Genomic DNA, 21118 nt, shown 5'->3' with positions numbered 1-21118 from the left:
GGTATGACTTTTAAAGTTTTTGCAGCATTAGGTGATTTTTATCATGATGAAACAATGTGCCGTCATGCTTTAGACACTGCAGTAAAACAATTAGATCAGGATGTAACTGTAGAGTATATTCATGGAAAAGAATTGATTACCCGACTTCAGGAGAAGCCGGATTTAGTTATTCTATTTAAAGGGAACAAGATAAATCCTACAGATCCACAAACCGCAATATGGATGGATGAGGAAGAAGCATTCATTATTTCAAATTATGTAGAGAATGGTGGGGCGTGGTTTGCTTGGCATTCTGGTTTGGCATCTTATGAAGTCAAAACATACATAAATATGCTTAGAGGCTATTTTCAATATCACCCTGAGATGTCTAATATTAAATACAGTGCTGATAATCAAAACGAAGTCATAGATCCCAAGTTGTCATTCGAAATCATAGATGAGCATTACTTTGTTGATGTTGTGATGTTGAAAATACAAAGGTATTCCTACAATCTGAATCAAAGGATGGTAAATCCGTAGCAGGTTGGTACCATCATTATGGCGATGGAAGAGTTCTTTGCCTAACTCCCGCACATACTCAGGAAGCTCTGCAACACCCGACAACAGTAAAACTAGTAGCGGACTCTATCAAATGGTGTTTGAGTTAAAAAACGTGAGGCTGTTAATCAACGGCCTCACGTTTTTTCTTTCTATAGACCGCTCCAAAAGCGCATTTTTTCTGATATAGCTTGAAATCCTACTGATTTATAAAGGTTTGAAGCGGAGTCGTTATCCATCAAAATTTCCAACTCAACCTTTTCGAGACCAATAGAATAATGCCTCTATTAAGATATTGTGAGCGATTCCTCTATTTCTCCAGTTTGGCATTACTAATGAACTGTGTGAAGCAACGGAAAATCTTTTAAAAACATTCCTGATACAAGTGCCTTATAGGGGGCTAGACTATTACCCCATTTTTTGGATGATACTAATTGGTTGATTATTCCAGTATCTATCACTGATATATCCAATTATAATAAAAGTGAACCGATAGCAAAGATTTTAAAAAAAAATATTATAAATAGTTGTAAACGATAACACATCGTTTTATAATATTATCGAAACGTTTCAACTGCAAAAAGTAAAAGACGCTTCTTTTTTTCTTCTGCCAATAGAAACGTTTCGAATGAAAGTGTTGCCATTTTTTTGAAACGTTTCAATTAAAAGGGGGAGGGTATTTGGTTACTTTAAAAGATGTGGCGAAACGCGCCGGAGTCAGTGTTTCGACGGCATCTTATTCCATAAATAACAGTCCACTTATTACAAACGATACGAAAGAAAAAGTACTTCAAGCAGCAAAGGAAATTGGCTACCGACCAAATGGGCTCGCTAAAAATTTAAAAGAGCAAAAAACGAATATCATCGGTTTATTTTTAAGCGGATTTACTGGTCCATTCTTTAATGATATGGTCGAAGGCATCCAAGATGTAGTCATGAAGAATAAGTATGAACTGGTCGTATGTGCAACCGCAGATACGCACAGGCTCCTTGTGGAAAGGTATGTGGATGGTGCCATCATATTAAATTACCACATGGAAGACGAACTGCTAGAAGTATTAGCAAGTGAAAAACTACCGTGCGTAGTACTTGACCGCGAATTAATAAATCCATACATAAAAAATGTTCTCCTTCCAAATGAAGAAGGCTCCGCAATTGCAGTTAGACATTTGAAAGAAAAAGGACATAAACGTATTGGTTTTATCGCCGGGTCGGAAGCATCATATGACGGGGAAACCCGCTTAAAAGGTTTTAGTAAAGAAGTCGCAAACCAAGGTTTAGAGTTTTTAGAGAGTGACTTAATCCGAGCTGATTTCACGGAAATGAGCGGCTATACCGAAATGAAAAACTACTTGGCAAAAGCTAATGGTAATAACCCAACAGCTATCATTTGTGCAAATGATGAAATGGCGATAGGTGCCATCAAGGCGATTCAAGAGAGTAAAATCAGAGTTCCAGAGGATATATCAGTTGTTGGATTCGATGATATATACATGTCACATTTCTTTACCCCATCTTTAACAACGATAAGTGTACCTCGAAAAAAATGGGGTATAACAGCTGCAAATACATTATTTAAAATGCTGGAGCAAAACTTTGATTTTGAGCCGGAACCGTTAAAAGTAGAATTAATGAGCAGAAATTCAGGCTAATTAACTAGTGAAATCTAGATGGAGTACGCTCCATTCTATTTCAATAAAAGAATTATTACTAAATTAGGAGAGATGATCCATGAAAAAGTTGTTTTCGATTTTAGCAGTGTTAGCACTTGTGTTTACAATGGCTGCTTGCTCTAACACGAAAGAAACAGGGAAAGAAAAAGAAGAAAACAATGATAAACCTGCTGAAAAACAAGAAAACGTAACGCTTTCTTATGCAAACTGGGCTCTTGGAACAGAAGAAGAACAAAATTTAGAGCGTCTTATGGTTAAAGCGTTTGAAGAAGCACACCCAAATATTAAGATTAAAGTTTTTGAAATAGCAGGTGACTGGAATGAAGCATTATCTACTGCTGCAAGTGCAGGGGAAATGCCAGATGTATTTAGCATTTCACAATTGCCACTAGCTCTTTCTAATGATTGGCTATTAGATTTAACCGAATTAACAGCAGCAGATACAGATTATGAAAATGTTCCTGAAGTTGTTCGCCAATCTGCAGTATTTAATGACAAAGTCGCAGCTGTACCAAACGCACAGCACTTTTTAGGATATTTTGTAAACAAAGATTTATTCAATAAAGCAAATCTTGATTACCCTGAAATGGGAGCATCTATTGAAGAATTTACGAAAGCAGTAAAAGATGTAACGAATGTTAATGAAGGAGCAGTTGGACTAACAAATCCATTCTCCATTCCTGACTGGTACCCAGCAGCTGCAAACCCTGATATGGGTTGGTACACATATAAAGATGGACAATATGCACTTGATAGCAAAGAGTTCATCGCAGGCGTAAACTTGGCAAAAGAAATTACGACAAATGGTTATGCATATGAAGTATTGACAGATGATCAAAAAGCAAAATTCAATGGAGAAGATCCAAGCCAAGTTTGGTTAAATGGCGGAATTGGTATGCAATGGGATGGTTCTTGGGCGATTTCAAGCTTAACTGAAAATGCTAGCTTTGAATTTGATTTCATCGGTATCCCAGGTGGAAGAACTGTTATTACAAATGACTTACTTGGAATCTCTAAATCTACTAAACATGCAGAAGAAGCATATTTGTTTGCTAAATATATGTCCTTTGGAAAAGAAGGATTTATGAAACGTATGGAAATTGCTGATAAAGAAGGAAAAACAGTTAATACATTACCTGTAAATACTGATCCTGAAATTCTTGATGAGTATTTCTCACAACTAGATGTACCTGGTTTACGTAAAGCATACGACAATCTAAGTGAAGCAATCTTGGAGCCAGTTAAAACAGTTCCTGGATATGTACAATCTAGATGGGAAGCTCCAACAGGCGTAAAAGCAGGAGAAAATGAAAATGCAAATATGGCTCAAATGATAGACAGCTTTGTAAGAGGCGACTTGAAAGTTGAAGATTACGCAGCACAATTAAATCAATTAGCAAATGAAAAAAGTAAGGAAGCAGCAGAGGCTTTAAAATAAAGCCACATCACTAGGAGGTATATATAGTATGAAGACGAAAATAATGATTTGTTTGGCTTTATTATGGCTATTAGTTATTCCAAAGGAAAGCACGTTTGCTGAAAAGGACGCTTCCAAAGACCAAACAATCGAAAATGTCGTTGAAGAGCGCTATCATACCATCCTAGAACAATGGAAGGAAGATGGAGTAGAGAACGCCTCAAATTTTGAGGCGTCTATCTCTCCATCTACCTTTTTAGATGTAAAAGAGGATGACCTGCTTGCATCTGAAAACAGTAAGGACTATGGGGATCGTGTCTTCTATTGGCATAATCAATCATTATCATTGAGTGTTTCGGTGCCAGAAGATGGTTTATATGAAATCTCTTTTGACTATTATCCGATTAGTAAAGAGGTTGTTCCAATAGAGGGTTCAATCCTCATAAATGGCGAATATCCATTTTACGAGAGTAGAAGAATCGTATTTCCACTTAAGTGGAAAAGTGTAAAGGATACATTTGACACGGATCGTTTTGGCAATGAAATTATTCCGAATCAAGAAGTTATTCCTGAATGGGGCAAAATCAGTGCTACTGATGCAAGTAACCTCCAAGCAGAATCATTAAAGTATTATTTGAAAAAAGGTAAGAATACGATCACACTAACTCACTTAAAAGGTGAAATGTTGGTTGGGAATGTATATGTACATTCTCCGACTAAGTTAATCTCGTATAAAGATTATCTACAAAATAATAAAAATGATCATAAAGTTAATTCCTTGATCATCCAAGAGGCTGAAAAAGGATATACAAAAAACAGTTCCTATATTCGACCTGTGGCTACTACCGGTTCTTCCGTAGTTCCGAATAACCCGAAATACTTATTGTTGAACACAGTTGGTGGAGATTCTTGGCGAGAAAGTGGTCAACGCGTGAATTGGAACGTTTCAATAGCGGAAGATGGCTATTATCAGCTCACGTTTAAAGTTTTACAAAAGAAAGAGACAGGCGGTACGGTTTTCAGAAAGTTATTGATTGACGGAGAGATTCCATTTAGCGAAGTGTCATTATTCCCATTTGAGTTCAATAAAAAATGGGTGAATACAACACTAAAGGATGAAAAAGGAGATCCTTATTTATTCTATTTAACAAAAGGTAATCATGAGATTTCTTTAGAAGCAGATGCTTCTCCTGTAGAAAGATCCATTTTTACTATAAATGAAGTGATTAAGGAAATGCAGGAATTCGCCCTTTCTATTAAAAAGCTGACGGGAAATCAAAATGACCGTTCAAGAGGGTGGAAGATTAACGAGTATTTTCCTGATGCCGAAAAGAAAATAGATGGTTGGGCAAATCGCCTTGAAGAAGAGAGTAAATATCTCACTGAATTGAACAAGGGGAACGAGTCAAAAGATATTGTTTCTTTGAACATGGCCGTGAAAAAATTACGGACATTAAATAAGAATCCGAATGAAATTCCGAATCGATTGACAGAATTAACGGAAGGATCATCCTCTGTCGCCCAATTACTCGGAAACTTATTATTAGAATTACCAAAGCAGCCATTACTAGTAGACCGCTTTTATATTCATGGGGAAAATCAGTTGCCTGCTCCCACTCCAGGCTATTTCGCAAAAACTTGGAATGGAATGAAACGCTTTGTTCAGTCGTTTTCAGCGGGTAATTATTCCGCATCAAGTGCAGATGATCAAACAATTGAAATATGGGTCAATCGTCAGCGTCAATATGTTGATATTATCCAAAACCTGGCAGATCAGACATTTACTCCGAAGACTGGGATTAAAGTGAAGTTTTCAATTATGCCTGATGAAGGAAAATTAATTTTGGCGAGTGCTGCGAATAATCAGCCGGATGTTGCGATTGGAATTAGTAACTGGCTTCCTTATGAATTGTCAATTCGTGGAGCAGCAGTTGATTTACATGAGTTCAGTGATTTTGAGGATTATAGTAATCAATTTTCACCAGGAGCTTTTTTACCTCTCATGATTGATGATTCAGTATATGCCTTACCGGAAACGCAAGATTTTTATGTGCAATTTTATCGGAAGGATATTCTTAATGCATTAAAAATTCCTGTCCCTGATACGTGGGATGATGTTGTAAAAATCTTACCTGAACTTCAAAGGTTTGGGATGAATTACTATACTCCGATTGCTGGAGCGGGAGGATTCAAGTCGTTCCAAACTACAGCACCATTTATATATCAATTTAGTGGTGATTTGTATGAAGAAGATGGAATGCGAACAGCTATCGGTGAAGAAGATTCATTAAAAGCGATCGAATTCATGGCTAAGTTAAATACGATTTACAGCATGCCGATGCAAGTTCCTAATTTTTATAATCACTTCCGCTATTCAACGCTACCAATAGGGATTGCAAACTTCTCGACATATGTCCAATTAACCGCTGCGGCTCCAGAAATTGCGGGATGGTGGGATATTTCCCCATATCCAGGCATTAAACAACAAGACGGAACGGTAGAGAGATGGGCAACAGGATCTGGGCAATCATCGATGATTTTCAAAGGTACGAAAGACCGAGAAAAATCATGGGAGTTCTTAAAATGGTGGATGTCTACAGATACACAAGTTGACTTTGCCACGACCTTACAGACATTATATGGGCCGGAGTATATGTGGAATTCAGCAAATTTAGAAGCATTCAAACAGCTTCCTTGGCCTGAGGAACATAAAGAGACCATTTTAAAACAATGGGAGTATTTGCAAGAAGTACCGAAAACACCGGGAGCTTATATGGTGGAAAGGGAATTAAGTAATATTTGGAATCGGATTGTCTTTGATGGAGAAAATCCACGATCGGCAGTAGATGATTCCGTCATTGCCATTAATCGTGAAATCAGCCGGAAAATGGAGGAGTTTGGCTATATGAAAAATGGAAAGATGGTCAAGCCTTATCACATTCCTTCCATTGATCAAGTGAAGAGTTGGGCAGGCGAAAAAAATGAAGATTAAGAAAAAAATGGATTGGTCACATTGGGCCTTCCTTGGACCGTATATCATTTTATTTACCGCGTTCATTATTATCCCGGTAGTTGCGGCAATCTATTTATCGTTTACGTACTTTAATGCAATCCAAGCTCCATCCTTTATTGGGTTGAGCAATTATGTCAGTCTCCTCACTCAGGATGAAGTGTTTATGCAGATCGTTTTGCCGAACACATTGACGTTTGCATTGATCGTTGGACCAGGTGGATATCTCCTCTCTTTTATTCTCGCTTGGGCCCTCGCTCAAGTACCGAAAACAATGAGAACGATATTAGCATTAATTATTTATTCTCCATCCATGACAGCGGGAATCGCAATGGCTGTTGTGTGGACGATAATTTTTAGTGGAGATGAAACAGGATACTTAAATAGTCTATTAATTACGATGGGTGTACTCTTTGAACCTATTCAATGGTTACAATCACCTCATTTCTTAATGAAGATTATGATTTTCGTAACATTATGGGGGAGTATGGGAGTAGGATTCCTAGCGATGCTGTCAGGTGTTTTGAACATTGACAGTGAGATTTATGAAGCTGGATATATTGATGGAATTAAAAATCGTTTTCAAGAAGTTATATATATTACGATTCCATCCATGAGACCACAAATGTTATTCGGCGCAGTAATGGCTGTCGTTGGAACCTTCCAAGCAGGAGCAATTGGTGTAGCCCTATCCGGCGCAAATCCGACTCCACAATACGCCGGGCAGCTCATGGTAAACCATTTGGAGGACTACGGATTCATCCGTTATGAAATGGGATATGCTGCAGCGATTTCTGTCGTATTATTGATTGTCGTTTATGCATTCTCAAAATTTGCTTGGAAACTATTTGGGGAAAAAGATTAAGTTGATTTCATGTTGATTGGAGCGGAAGGTGCGAGACTTCTGGTCGACTAAAGCCGGCCACGTCCTGTGGCCTGCGTTGACACTAGGACGTCCTGTCCGTCGCGGGAAAAACGGTATACGGGAGACCCCGCAGGCGCGTCAAGCGCCGAGGAGGCTTCCGAACCGCCCGCGGAAAGCGAGTGCCTGTAGCGGAAATCAAAAGTTTCATAATCAACAGAGCTTTGACAAAACCAAAATATATCAAGCAAACCTAATAATATCTTCACTATTCCGCCAAGGCGTCATTGATCAAGGAGGGAACAACATGTCCGCCTTTCAAGGTACAAAGATAAACCCGACAAAGTTTCATAAAAGTCAGATGAAGTTCTATGCGTTTTTAGTACCACTGGCCATATTTATGGCTTTGCCGATTATTTATATTATTTTTCATGCATTCAAGCCAATAGATGAGTTGTTTGCCTATCCACCTCGTTTTTTTGTGCAAAAGCCAACATTTCAAAACTTTGTTGATTTGTTTGCACAGACGAACGCGTCAGGCATTCCAATCTCTCGGTATTTATTCAATAGTATCGTTGTGACGATTATTGTTGTATTTCTAACGATTCTATTTAGTACGATGGCTGGATACGCGTTATCGAAGAAAAATTTCTTATTAAAGAAAACCATTTTTGAAATTAACACACTTGCATTAATGTTCGTTCCTGCAGCTGTAGCTATTCCAAGATATTTATTGATTGAAAAGATTGGATTGATTAATTCGTTTTGGGTTCATATTTTACCTCTTTTGGCTATGCCAATTGGGTTATTTTTGGTAAAACAGTTCATTGATCAAATACCAAATGAACTAGTAGAAGCGGCTAGGATGGACGGTGCATCGGATTTCAGGATTTTTGTAACGATCATTATTCCGCTTATAAAACCAGCAATCGCTACAGTCGCTATTTTGTCCTTCCAGACAGTTTGGAACAATATTGAAACCTCGACACTTTATGTGAATGATGAAGGGTTAAAGACGTTCTCATTTTATATGTCGACTCTTGCATCGCAGGTAACAGGTGGTAATACAGTTGCTGGTCAAGGAATTGCAGCAGCAGCTTCTTTAATTATGTTCTTACCAAATTTAATCATTTTTATCATTTTACAAAGTCAAGTCATGAATACAATGGCGCATTCGGGAATCAAGTAAGAAAGGGGGAGGCAAATGCGACAAATTTTCAAAGTTATCATATGTGCATCGATATTCGTCCTTTTTCCCTTTCTTACGGTTGCCTTGGCATCAGCTCCATATACCACATTAACCGTATCACCAAGTGGGGATTTGATAGAGACACAAACAGCGTACGAACCACTCGGGCGCTTATTTACTGGTGCGGATATCGTTAATCCAGAAGATATTTTCATAGACGATAAAGGTTCTATATATGTAGTGGATTCAGGAAAGAAAAAGGTGCTTGTTGCAAATTCCAAAGGTGACATTGTCGCTGAAATTGGTGCCGGAATCTTTGGTGTACCTAAAGGTGTATTTGTAGACGAGCAAGGCGATATATATGTAGCGGATTATGAAAAGGAAAAGGTATTTCGCTTCTCAAATAAAGGGGAGCTAAAGCAAGAATATGGAAAGCCTGATTCTCCTTTATTCGGTAGCAAATCGCCATATAAGCCACAAAAAGTAGCGGTTGACCGTAGGGGTAATATTTACGTCATCGGAGAAGGCTCAACGAATGGAATGATGCAGCTTAGTCGTGAAGGCGAATTTCTTGGCTACTATGGTGTAAATCGGACGGAAGTTTCCTTAAGTTCAGTTCTTCGTAATTTAATAGCTTCAGAGAAGCAAAAGGCATCTTTATTTATGAAAACCCCGCCTGCACCAGACAACTTGGGAATAGATGAAGAAGGTCTCATCTATTCCGTCACGCAAGGTACAAAGACGGAAGTCATTAAAAAATTGAATGTAGCAGGACAAAATATGCTACATCCTTATATTTTAGATGATGCCGCTCTTGTAGACATTACGGTTGATGCAAACGGCAATATGTTCGTCATGAATGCTTCTGGAAAAATTTTTGAATTTGATAGCTATGGAAACTTTTTATTTATCTTCGGCGGTAAAGATGATGGGACGAATCGCCTCGGGTTATTTAAACAACCAAGTGGAATAGCTGTTGATCAGTCCGGAAGAATTTATGTATCAGATAAAGAGACTGGCATGATACAAGTTTTTGAGCCTACTGCATTCGCAAATTTGGTTCATGAAGGTATCGCTTTATACAAGGATGGTCTGTATGTTCAAAGTCAGAAATACTGGGAGTCTGTGCTTTCGCTGAACTCTTCGTTTGGTCTTGCTCATACAGCGATGGGAAAGGCGTATTACAAGCAACAACAATATGATGAAGCACTAGCGGAATATAGACTAGCTGAAGATGTTTGGGGTTATTCAGATTCATTTTGGGAAGTCCGCCATGCATGGATGCAGAAGCATCTTGAAAAAATACTTGTCATTGGGTTTGTTCTTATCGCCTTATATTACGTTGCCAGATTCTTAGATAAAAAGAAGAATATTTTCGGTGGTTATCGCCGTGTTTGGGGCAATGTTAAAAAGAGAAAACTTATATCTGAGCTTCTCTTTTTATTCCGTTTTTTCAAGCATCCAATTGATAGTTTTTATGATTTACAGAGGATGGGAAAAGCGTCCGTTTTATCCGCAACCATTCTATATGCATTTTTATTTGTTGCTTACTTAATCCATCGTTTTCAAACAGGTTTCATCTTTTCTTCATATCGAAGTGATGAAACAAATGTGTTGTTCGAGTTTGCAATTATCTTTGTTCCGCTGCTCGCTTTTATCATCGTCAATTATTTAGTAAGTACGATCAATGACGGTGAAGGAAGATTTAAAGATATTTACATCGGAACGATTTATTCTCTGGCGCCATACTTAGTATTTATTCTTCCTATTACATTACTTTCTAATATGCTAAGCGGAAATGAATACTTTGTTTACTTATTCTCCATGCGGATTATCTACGCTTGGTGCTTAGTTATTCTATTTATTATGGTTAAAGAGATTCATAACTATTCCATTTCGGAAACGATAAGAAATATATTGGTTACGATATTCGGAATGGCGATTTTACTATTAGTCGTGTTCGTTATTTTTGTTTTACTGGATCAAGTGTATGACTTTGTTTATTCCGTCGTAAAGGAGGCCTTGCTGCGTGTATAAAAAATGGATGTTTGCAGTTGCTGTGATAGTATTACCCGTTTTATTCATTGCAAATCACTCATTTGGTGCTAAGTCAGACGAGTCTGTAGAAACGATGGATTTAAGCGATCATTCGATAAGGTATTCTTCAGCTCAATTCACTCAGCCAGAGTCGGATAACCGTCAAGAAATTAAGCAAGATTCTTCTTTCGATGGATATACAAAAGCAGCTGAAAGCGATGATTTGGTTCTTTTCGTGAATGAAAAATCGTTGGCGATTAAGCTGCAAAATAAAAAAACAGGCTACGTTTGGGGATCTGGTTTAGACCATCCGGAAAATTTTAGATTGAATAAAACATGGGAACAAATTGTCCAGTCCGCGATTACGGTTGATTACACTGATCGCCAAGGAAAACTAAGAACAGAGAGCATTTTAACGAATGATTCCAGTCCGACTGTAAAACTTTCGGATAATGGTTTTAGTGCAGACGTGTTATTATTTCAATCCAAGCTTAAGTTTCAGCTTGATGTACAACTAAAAGGCAATGAATTAGTTATTTCTATTCCACAGGAAAAAATGAAAGAAGATAAACGCAATAAGCTTGTGTCTATGCAAGTTTATCCGTTTTTGGGTGCGGTAAACCAAAACGACATCCAAGGTTATATGTTTATCCCTGATGGAAGCGGGGCACTCATTCGTTATGAAAAAAGTGCAAAGTCAAGCGGCACTCCTTTTGTAGGATCCATATTTGGAATTGATGAGGGAATCAAAAATAAAGCGAAAGCAAGTGAAGATGTCGTCCCCGTCCAAAAAATAAAAATGCCCGTTTTTGGAGCAGTCCATGGGGTTAAGCACAATGGATTTATCGCCATTGTAGAGGAAGGATATTCATATGGAGATATCGTTGCTTATCCTGCTGGAGCCTCTACCGATTTTAATCGCATCTCATCAAAATTTAATTATCGATATGAGTATTATCAGCCAACAAGTAAAAGTATGACTGGCATCAATGTTTATCAAAAAGAATTGAATAAAATGGACGTAAAGCTTAGATTCATCTTTTTAAGTGATAATGATGCTGATTACGTAGGAATGGCAAAATCATATCAAGACTATTTAATAGAACAAGAAATTTTGACGAAACAAGAAGATCAAGCAAATGTCCGCTTAGAATTTTTAGGCGGAGAAATGAAAAAGGGTCTACTTTGGAATTCCGTTATTCCGATGACCCCAATCGACCGCATTCCTTATTTCACAAACGAATTAAGGAAAAATGGTGTTGAGGATATGTTCGTTGTTTATAAAGGCTGGTCAGATGGTGGTTTAACAGGATCACTTCCAGGAAAATTTCCAATGGAAAGAAAACTAGGCAACAAAAAGGATACAAAAGCGGTTATTAATACATTAAAAGATGACAATATCCCTATGTATTTCTACACTGACTACACGACAGCATATGAAAGAGCATCAGGATTTTCTGGAAGTAAAGATGTCGCTAAAAAAATTAGTTCAGAAACGATTTCCCATAAAGAAAATGATCTCACTTCATATTACTTATCGCCTAAAAAGTCGTTGGAAATCGCGGAAAAGGATCGTAAAAACTACGATGCTTATGGAATGGAAAACTTAGCTGTTGACTCCAGTGGTTATACGTTATTTTCTGATTTTAGCAAATCAAGAAAGTTAACCCGCGAAGAAACGCTGGAAACATATAATGATATCTTTTCGGTCTTAAAAGAAAATGTAGGTAACACAGCACTTTATGAACCGAGTGTATATGCGTGGGCAGCTACAGATAAATATTTGGACATTCCAATGAATTCATCGAATTATGTATTCGAAACAGATACCGTGCCATTTATGCAGATTGTGCTGAAAGGGTATATTCCTTTTTATGCACCGTTCACAAATTTTAACTCAAATCAGGAAGATCAGTTGCTCCGCATGATTGAGTACGGAGCGTACCCATCCTTCCTACTAACAGAAGAGTCTTCACACTTACTGGCAAAAACGCCTTCTAAAAATGTGTATACGTCAGAGTTTAACGTTTGGAAGGACGATATTATTAAACAATATAAACAAATACAGGAAACACTTGGACAAGTAGAATCGACAACGATTGAGAGTAGAAATGTACCGAAAAACGGCATCGTGGAAGTGACGTATTCCAATGGGAAGACGCTAATCGTCAACTATACGAATTCAACCTATAAGAAAGATGGAGTTGAAGTTAGCGCCAAAGGCTTTTCTGTGATGGACAAGGGGGGAGAGCAGTGAGACTAAGGGGACTAAGAGCTAGACATAGCATGACTGGATGGTTATTTGTTTTACCCTGGATCATTGGTTTCTTGATCTTCACTGCCGTTCCTTTGTTTTATTCTTTGTATTTAAGTTTTCAAAAGGTAAAAATTACGACGAGCGGCGTTCAAACGACTTTTGTAAAGTTTGAAAACTATAAATTTGCGTTTGGCGTAGATGCCATTTTTGTTGATAAACTAACAACCTATTTAAAGGAACTAGTTATTTCAGTACCGATCATTATCGTATTTTCTTTAATTATTGCTTTGCTGTTAAACCAGAAAGTAAAATTCCGTGGAATGTTTCGGACTATCTTCTTTCTCCCAGTTATTATTTCCAGTGGGCCAGTAATTAAGGAGCTTATTGATCAAGGAGTTACAACAATTCCGTCCATTGAAAAATACGCCATTTACGAAGCGTTAAACTCAAACCCGGATGCCTTTGTCAATGGAATATTGCTTTATTTGATTAAAAACCTAATTGTGATCCTTTGGTTTTCCGGTGTTCAAATTTTGATATTCCTTGCAGCTTTACAAAAAATGGACAGTCAGACATATGAAGCAGCATCGATTGACGGTGCCTCACCATGGGAATGTTTCTGGAAACTGACTTTACCTAGTTTAGCACCTATGATTCTTGTAAATATCATTTACACGGTCGTGACGTATTCAATCTTTTCATTGAACCCCGTCATTGATCATATTCAACGAAACATGTTTAGAGTAGACACTGGTTTTGGTTACGCGTCAGCATTATCGTGGATCTATTTTGTCATTATCACAATTGCACTTGCACTCACAGTTGGCGCCATGACGTTAAAGAAGAAAAAAAGCTATGCTAGTCGATAGGCGATGGAGCTAGACAAAGAAAAGCGCAAACGCCTTGTTCATCGACGTACAGGCCCACAGGATGTGGATCCGTCGACGTCGCCACAGGACATGGCAGTTTTAGTCGACGTTCCTTCTTTGGCCTATGACTGAGATAAAGGAAACACGATGAACCTGATAAGGCGAATCAATGTTGACTTATCGTAGGGAAGAAGACAAGAAGTTTGCTAGTCGATGGCTGCTTGCGCTAGAAAGAGAAAGCCTAACTTCAATAACATAAATCTATAAAAATGTTTACTTTCTTACCTTTTAAAAAAGGGAGGGTTCAATGTGCAAAAAATAGAAAATCATTATTTAAAAGCTAAAAAATGGCTCTTAGGTATGCGTGGAAATGATGGTTACCTTATAAAGATTCTCATATATGGTTTATTGATCGGAATCGGTTTTGTCTATTTATTCCCGCTTTTACACATGGGAGTGTATAGTATTAAAAGTTTGGATGACATTTTAAATCCACTTGTAAATTGGATTCCGACTCAATTTTATCTAGGGAATTACGCGAAAGCGAATCAAGTATTGAACTTTTTCCCTGTATTACTTGAGACTTTGTATGTAACTGTTTTACCATCCATCGCACAGACTGCTGTAGCGGCGGTTGTTGGGTATGGACTAGCACGGTTTACTTTTCGTGGAAAAAATATTTTATTTGTACTCGTATTGGCGACATTTATTATTCCGCCTCAAGTCACGCTTATTCCGAGATATATATTTTTCAATGAGTTAAACATTTTAGGCAGTTTGAATGCTTTTATGCTTCCTGCTATATCTGGACAAGGTATCAATAGCGCCATTTTCATTCTAATCTTTTATCAATTTTTTAGAATGATGCCAAAATCATTGGAAGAGGCGGCTCAAATCGATGGAGCGGGTCACCTGCGAATCTTTTTCACTATCGCGATCCCAATGGCCGTTCCAGCAATCATCATTTCATTTCTTTTTTCTTTCGTTTGGTATTGGAATGAAACGTATTTAGCATCGATTTATTTCGGAAATGAATTGACGACATTGCCATTACAGCTTCAAAAGTTTGTTGCATCTTATAAAAAAATGTTCCCTGCAGGGATGGAGGGAACCGCCAGTCAAATCAATGAAGGAATTAGGATGGCTGGGACGTTACTGTCTATCTTGCCGTTATTAATTGTTTATTTTATTACGCAAAAATGGTTTGTCGAAGGTGTAGACCGAACGGGAATTACCGGAGAATAATGATTTGAAGGGAAGAACATCATGGAACAGCTTAATATTTTGGACTTAGAAGCAAAAGGGTGCTTCGACTTCTTTTGGAACGAAGCAAATGCAGATAAAAATTCAGATGGTTACGGATTGATTCTTGATCAGTCTGGAAATAAACAAGTAGCGAGTATTGCAGCAGTTGGTTTCGGATTGACCGCGATTGTAATCGGGATCGAAAGAGGGTGGATTACTCGTGAAGAGGGATATGAGCGCACAAAAGGAACACTTGAAACTTTCCTGAACCATGTAGAACACGAAGAAGGCTTCTTTTATCACTTTTTGAATATGAAAACGGCGAAAAAGAATGAAACTTTCCACGATTGTGCTTCCATCATAGATACAACTTTATTTTTAAATGGAGCAATCACATCTGCGGAGTATTTTGAAGGTGAAGTTAAAGAGCTGTTTGAAAAAATTTATGAGCGTATCGACTGGACGATTTATTACGACGAAAGTGTAAACCAGTATTATATGGGATACGACCCTGAAAGGGGAGGCTTCCATCACTGGGAAACATATGCCGAGCAAATGACTCAATATGTTCTAGGGGTTGCTTCGCCTACAAACCCAGTTCCAGTAAAAATCTATGACGGGTTTGAAAGAAAAACTGCAAAATACGGTCCATACGAATATATCAACGCACCAGGTGGAGCGTTGTTCGTACACCAATTTTCACATGCGTTCATTGATTTTAAAAAGGTTTTGGATAAAGACGGAACGGATTGGTTTGAGAATTCCGTGCAAGCTTCACAAGCAAGCCGTCATTATAGTATTGAAAATCCAAATGGTCGAAAAACATATCACGAAAATGCGTGGGGCTTAACGGCTTGTGGCTCTCCAAATGGCTATATCGTGCCAGGTACTCCGCCATTTTATCCGAATGTGAATCCGGATAATGAAGGGACTGTTCCTCCATGTGGAGCTGCAGGATCCATTGTTTTCACTCCTGAAGAATCAATTGCAGCGTTAGAATATTACTATGAAAACCACCCACAATTATGGGGACAATATGGTTTCTGGGATGCGTACAATTTGGATGTAGAGCCAGCGTGGTATGCAGAACATGTAATCGGAATTGACAAAGGAATTACGCTTCTAATGCTTGAAAACTACAGATCAGGTCTTGTTTGGGATTTATATATGAAAAACAAATATGTTCAGCGTGGGATTGAAATGCTGGGCTGGAAGAAAAGATAAGCCTGAGGTGCTTTATGATTGAAATTAAAAATAAGCAAATTTTAATTGATGGCAAGCCTCAATTAATTATGTGTGGTGAAATTCATTATTTTCGCCTTGACCGTGCAGACTGGCAGGACCGGATCGATAAATTAAAGCTTTCTGGATGTAATGCGGTTGCTACGTATGTTCCTTGGGTCATTCACGAGTTTGAGGAAGGGAAGATTGATTTAACCGGAGAAACTCGTCCTGAATTGGACTTTAAGGCGTTTGTGGATCTTTGCGAAGAAAACGGTCTTTACTTCTTCGTTCGTCCAGGACCATTCATTATGGCGGAAATGAAAAATGAAGGATTACCTTTCTGGGTGTACGAAAAGCACCCAGAAATCATTCCAACTGGATGGGACAAGCAGCCAGCGACGACAAAAACGATTGACTATTTGCACCCTGGATTTTTAAGTGATGTGAAAAATTGGTATCGTGCCGTTATGGAGATTGTAGAGCCTAAGCTTTATCCAAATGGAAATATTATTGCATTTCAGCTTGATAATGAAATTGGCATGCTTTCTTGGGTCAGCAATTGCCCAGATTTAACAGATTTTGTATTAGATGATTTTGCAGCCTGGTTATCAAGTACCTATGATCAAGGAACTTTAGCGAGTCGCTACCCATTTAATATTGAAGAAAAAGATATTCGTAACGAAGCAATTCGTTCACCAAAAGAATCGTATTCTTTAGAGTTAATGAAAGACCTCGGTTATTTTATGAGGAACCGCTTTGCAAGATATATTGCGACGCTTCGTGAATATGCGGAAGAATTTGGAGCAAAGGATATTCCGTTTGTTGTCAATATTCACGGAACGGGTGGCGGGCGTGGCTTTACATTCCCAATCGGTATAAGTCAGCTATACGAAACGTATACTCAGGATCCTGGATATCTATCCGGTTCAGATATTTATTTTGGCGATTTAACGGTAGAAACATTCCAAGATTTGTATTTGATTAACGGATTTATGGATTCAGTCCATCTCCCAGATCAGCCGCTTACTTCCGTTGAATTTAATTGTGGGGATGGAAACTTCGGTAATAACTTGAGTGGACGCTACGATCCTTCAGCGGCCGATTTAAAAGCGAGAATGTGCATTGCTCAAGGAAATCGTTTGATCAATTATTACTTATTCGCTGGTGGCAAAAACTATCGTTTTGATACATCAAGAGGCGATGGAAATGATCGGATCGCTTTTACAGGAGAGCATCATGGCTTCGCTGCACCTGTCGGACCTGAAGGGAAATTGAATTATACGTTTCCACGAATGGCAAGATCGATCAAAACGATGATGGCTGTTGCAGATAAGGTAGCTGCAATGGACGAGGAACGAGATCATATTTCCTTTGCCTTTATTCCGGATTACTATATGACGGAATACCGCTATCCAACTAGTGAAAAGATGAGGGAAGTACTGTCGAATATTGAGGCTAATCGAGCATACAGCTCTTGGGAAAGTATGGCCCGGGCCATGCTTCTGCTAGGCTATCGTTTTGGTGCGATTGATATTCAAAACAAGCCACTTTCCTTAAATGATACAGAAGTACTCGCATTACCTTCTGCTAAATATATGGCAGCCAACATTCAGAGTAAGCTAGTCGACTTTTTAGAAGCGGGTGGGCGGATTCTTTTATACGGTGAACTCCCACAATTTGATATGGAGGGAAATCCTTGTACGATTTTAGCGGATGCTCTTCGTATAAAAGCTGTTGGAGAAAAGCGTGATAGCTCGGAATATTACTTATCATTGAACGCTCTAAATTGGGCTGGGCCTCGTCCAGAAACGAGAACCCACTTTGCACAAGTTTTAGAGTCAGATTCCGCCACACCACTTTTGAATGTGTACGGTACTGACGAAGTGTGCGCTTTTGATGCTGTAGTAGGTAAAGGCCGAGCGGTTGTAGTAGCCGCTGCATATCCTTGTGATTTAGCTTTTTATAAAAAAGTGTTTGGACAATTGGGTGCGGTGGCGAAGCTAACTCATGATTGTGAGGAGCATGGTATTTTTAGCACTTCAACTGCGAATACAGATGGCGAGCGCTTTATCCATCTTCTAAATCTCGATGGTTTTGATAAAACGTTGAGAGTATATAGTGATGGAGAAGTCGCATTTGGAGGCAGAGAGTTACTTCTTCAAAGCAAAGATGGTGTAATGCTACCGGTGAATGTGAAACTTGGTATCGGTGAAATTGTCTATTCGACTGCAGAAATCATGCATGTCGGTGAGGATAACATCGAGTTTCGTTTAACTCAAGCACAAGATGTCATCGCTCTTAAGACGAATAAATCAGTTTTGGCGAGCGATGATTATGTAGTAGAGCTTGTTGATGGAATGACATTCATTCATTCTAATAAGCATTCGAAAGTAGATTCTCAGTTAGTTGTAAGATTTGAATAAAGCGAATGAAAAATCCTGGGGGAAATTTTGGTTTCTCCTGGGATTTTTTAATTGGTCATTCGAGGATGGAAAAGGCGTGATGGGTATCAACTTGGTTGGTACTCCTGGTAGCATGAAATAAAAAGATCACCAATCCAGTTATCGATTCCCTAAGTGTATCAGAAAAACTCAAATTTTTACTTCCATTAGTGAAATGCGGGAACCAATTGTGATAAAACCCTATAGGAAGGTCATCAATCTTTGTATGAGTATTTATTTCTCAAACCTAAGCTCTTATTAAACATAATAAAATAAATAAAGAAGGGAAATCCCCGTTACTATTGAATTAATAGTAGAGAATCCAAAGAGGTGATTTCTATGTATAAAATTAGAAAATTAGAAGAACACGAAATTGAATTTTTGCAAGATATGATGTACGAATCCATACACATTCTTGAAAATAAGCCTCCTAAAGAAATATTGTTAAATCTCCCACATCTGAAAAAATATAATGAGAATTGGGGGAGACCTGGAGATCAGGCATTGTTAGCAGAAAAAGGTGATGGAAAAGCTTTAGGAGCGGCTTGGTATCGATTGTTTGATGAACAAAATAAGGGCTATGGATTTATTGATCGTTTTACACCAGAATTGGGAATTGCGGTATCTCCGGAAGCAAGAGGCATGGGGATAGGCTCGCATTTAATGAACGCATTGATGGATCAGGCTAAGGAAGATGGTTATAAATCATTGTCACTAAGCGTAGACCCTCATAATGAGCAGGCAGTTCATGTATATAAAAAGCTTGGATTTGAGGAATATGGGTTATCGGGAACATCTGTGACGATGGTCTATTACTTTGCCAAATAGATTTCTTAACATGTAATTACAGATGAAATGGGGGAATGATATGGAAGAAAAAATCGGCCCAACATTCGTAATGTTTTCAACCGCTCACATTGCGTCTATTATCGTATCATTTCTTTCCCTCTCCCTACTTTTTATTTTTAAAAAGAGATTAATAATCCATTCAAAAAAGCTAATCCTCATTGAACGGCTTTTTGCACTGTCCTTATTGGTAATGGAAGTTCTTTACCATATTTGGCTAATAAGGATAGGGAGATGGAGTTTGATAGACTCACTTCCATTGGAGCTATGTAGTATTAGTTTAATGGTAGCTATTATTCTTCTTTGGACAGGAAATAAGCATTTATATGATTTTGTTATTTACGCTGGAATAGGGGGAGCTCTTCAGGCAATGGTAACCCCAGTTTTAGATCTGAGTTTTCCTCATTTCAGGTACTTTCACTTTTTTTACACCCACATAGGCATTATAATAACGGCCTTATATTTTACGTGGATCAAAGGCTATATTCCTACCTTTAAAGGGATAATAAAAACTCTTGTTATTTTAAACGTGTTACTTCCGTTCGTATTTGCGACTAATTACTTCTTTCAAGGAAACTATATGTTTTTAAAAGCCAAGCCCGTAAATGGAAGTTTGCTAGATTTTTTGGGTCCTTATCCTTGGTATATTTTATCGCTCGAAGCGGTGGCTTTTGTGATATTCGTGGTCCTTTGGTTGTTATTCAGGAATTATGGACTAGCGGCGCGCAAGATGGATAAGGGGAATTGTAAAAAAACCAGTAGATATACATAATGAATGGCAATTCACTTTTTTAGAGAAATTTGATGTTCTAGTTACTTCCATATGTTTTTTAGAGCAACCTGAGTTTTCCAATATACGGGAGGATGAAGAGTTTTTATCAATATTTAAGAAATGGTAGAAGCTTTTTTAGTAATTGTTCTTTTACTATCTAAAGGAGAATGGTTTTGAATAAAAAACAAAAAATTATTTTTAGGAGTTCTATTTTTGTAAATATAATATTGGCCCTTTTAATTGTATGGGTGTTAGTAAATAACAATTTTGCTAATGAACAATTATTCTTTACGGAAGTACAAGAAAATTTAGTTGAGTTAGAAGGCTTGATTGCCCACCAAATAGATAATAAATGGTCAGAACCTAACTTAGTTACAACTAAATTGGGTGATGTTTTAAATGGATTGAATCTAGGTTTAAGCAATGGGATGTATTTAAACTCAATATCCAACAAGGATAGAGAGTTCTTAGAAAGGTTTTCTTCAAAACTTAGGCAATATCCACATGATGAACTTTATGCTCTTTCAAAATTGAGCAAAGAAGATAAAGAATATTTTGAAGCGTTACGAACAAATCTACGAGAAGTTGGCTTAGGGTTAAATATTACTATAATGAAAGATTGGAAATCCTTTATAAGTATATTAAAAGCGTTAGAAGAAAGAATAGAAGTGCCTTTAAATAAATAATGTTGAATTGACCATGAAATAAAGGTCATTTTTTATGCACATTCATTGATTTA

General features: G+C 37.8%; 15 protein-coding genes. All 15 read left to right on the top strand.

Translation table 11 applies throughout. The annotated features are described in order from the left end of the window. Nucleotides 1–3 precede the first annotated feature (3 nt). The 15 genes from KHA93_RS14925 to KHA93_RS14855 all read left to right on the top strand — a co-directional run bounded on the left by KHA93_RS14925 (nucleotide 4) and on the right by KHA93_RS14855 (nucleotide 21065). A complete protein-coding gene (locus tag KHA93_RS14925; RefSeq protein ID WP_213111456.1) occupies nucleotides 4–519 on the top strand; it encodes a ThuA domain-containing protein in 516 nt (171 codons plus the stop codon). 698 nt (nucleotides 520–1217) lie between these two features. Further along, nucleotides 1218–2189 carry a LacI family DNA-binding transcriptional regulator gene (locus tag KHA93_RS14920; RefSeq protein WP_213111455.1) on the top strand — a complete coding sequence of 324 codons (972 nt, stop codon included), beginning with the start codon at nucleotides 1218–1220 and terminating at the stop codon, nucleotides 2187–2189. Between the two features lie 79 nt (nucleotides 2190–2268). After that, nucleotides 2269–3648: an ABC transporter substrate-binding protein gene (locus tag KHA93_RS14915; RefSeq protein WP_213111454.1), complete on the top strand. Its 1380-nt coding sequence runs from the start codon at nucleotides 2269–2271 to the stop codon at nucleotides 3646–3648. Nucleotides 3649–3676: 28 nt separating this feature from the next. Next, nucleotides 3677–6619, top strand: coding sequence for an extracellular solute-binding protein (locus KHA93_RS14910; protein ID WP_233711175.1), 2943 nt, complete (start codon nucleotides 3677–3679; stop codon nucleotides 6617–6619). After that, nucleotides 6609–7502, top strand: a complete 894-nt coding sequence (locus tag KHA93_RS14905; protein WP_213111453.1) for a carbohydrate ABC transporter permease — start codon at nucleotides 6609–6611, stop codon at nucleotides 7500–7502. Before KHA93_RS14910 ends, KHA93_RS14905 begins: the two co-directional genes overlap by 11 nt. Nucleotides 7503–7806: 304 nt before the next feature. Next, entirely contained in the window at nucleotides 7807–8688 is an 882-nt protein-coding gene (locus KHA93_RS14900) for a carbohydrate ABC transporter permease (protein WP_213111452.1), read from the top strand. Nucleotides 8689–8703: 15 nt separating this feature from the next. After that, complete coding sequence (locus KHA93_RS14895; RefSeq protein WP_213111451.1) at nucleotides 8704–10725, top strand: YIP1 family protein; 2022 nt, start codon at nucleotides 8704–8706, stop codon at nucleotides 10723–10725. Then, nucleotides 10718–12982 (top strand): DUF5696 domain-containing protein, encoded by a 2265-nt coding sequence (locus tag KHA93_RS14890; RefSeq protein WP_213111450.1) that lies wholly within the window; start codon nucleotides 10718–10720, stop codon nucleotides 12980–12982. The genes KHA93_RS14895 and KHA93_RS14890 overlap by 8 nt, the downstream gene beginning before the upstream one ends. Beyond that, on the top strand, nucleotides 12979–13851 hold the full coding sequence (locus KHA93_RS14885; protein WP_213111449.1) for a carbohydrate ABC transporter permease: 873 nt from the start codon (nucleotides 12979–12981) through the stop codon (nucleotides 13849–13851). The genes KHA93_RS14890 and KHA93_RS14885 overlap by 4 nt, the downstream gene beginning before the upstream one ends. Nucleotides 13852–14160: 309 nt before the next feature. Further along, nucleotides 14161–15096: a carbohydrate ABC transporter permease gene (locus KHA93_RS14880; RefSeq protein WP_349772302.1), complete on the top strand. Its 936-nt coding sequence runs from the start codon at nucleotides 14161–14163 to the stop codon at nucleotides 15094–15096. A 21-nt stretch (nucleotides 15097–15117) separates the two neighbouring features. Continuing rightward, nucleotides 15118–16320 carry a glucoamylase family protein gene (locus KHA93_RS14875; protein WP_213111448.1) on the top strand — a complete coding sequence of 401 codons (1203 nt, stop codon included), beginning with the start codon at nucleotides 15118–15120 and terminating at the stop codon, nucleotides 16318–16320. 14 nt (nucleotides 16321–16334) lie between these two features. Beyond that, complete coding sequence (locus tag KHA93_RS14870; protein ID WP_213111447.1) at nucleotides 16335–18743, top strand: beta-galactosidase; 2409 nt, start codon at nucleotides 16335–16337, stop codon at nucleotides 18741–18743. Nucleotides 18744–19100: 357 nt separating this feature from the next. Further along, nucleotides 19101–19589: a GNAT family N-acetyltransferase gene (locus KHA93_RS14865; RefSeq protein WP_213111446.1), complete on the top strand. Its 489-nt coding sequence runs from the start codon at nucleotides 19101–19103 to the stop codon at nucleotides 19587–19589. 40 nt (nucleotides 19590–19629) lie between these two features. Further along, entirely contained in the window at nucleotides 19630–20379 is a 750-nt protein-coding gene (locus KHA93_RS14860) for a YwaF family protein (protein WP_213111445.1), read from the top strand. Nucleotides 20380–20552: 173 nt separating this feature from the next. Then, nucleotides 20553–21065 (top strand): hypothetical protein, encoded by a 513-nt coding sequence (locus KHA93_RS14855; RefSeq protein ID WP_213111444.1) that lies wholly within the window; start codon nucleotides 20553–20555, stop codon nucleotides 21063–21065. The last annotated feature ends 53 nt before the right edge of the window (nucleotides 21066–21118 follow it).

The sequence above is a fragment of the Lederbergia citrisecunda genome (genome assembly GCF_018343695.1).
GTDB classification, from domain to species: Bacteria; Bacillota; Bacilli; order Bacillales; family Bacillaceae_C; genus Lederbergia; species Lederbergia citrisecunda.
Note: the sequence above shows the minus strand (reverse complement) of the source record. Positions and strands in the feature narration are given on the sequence as shown.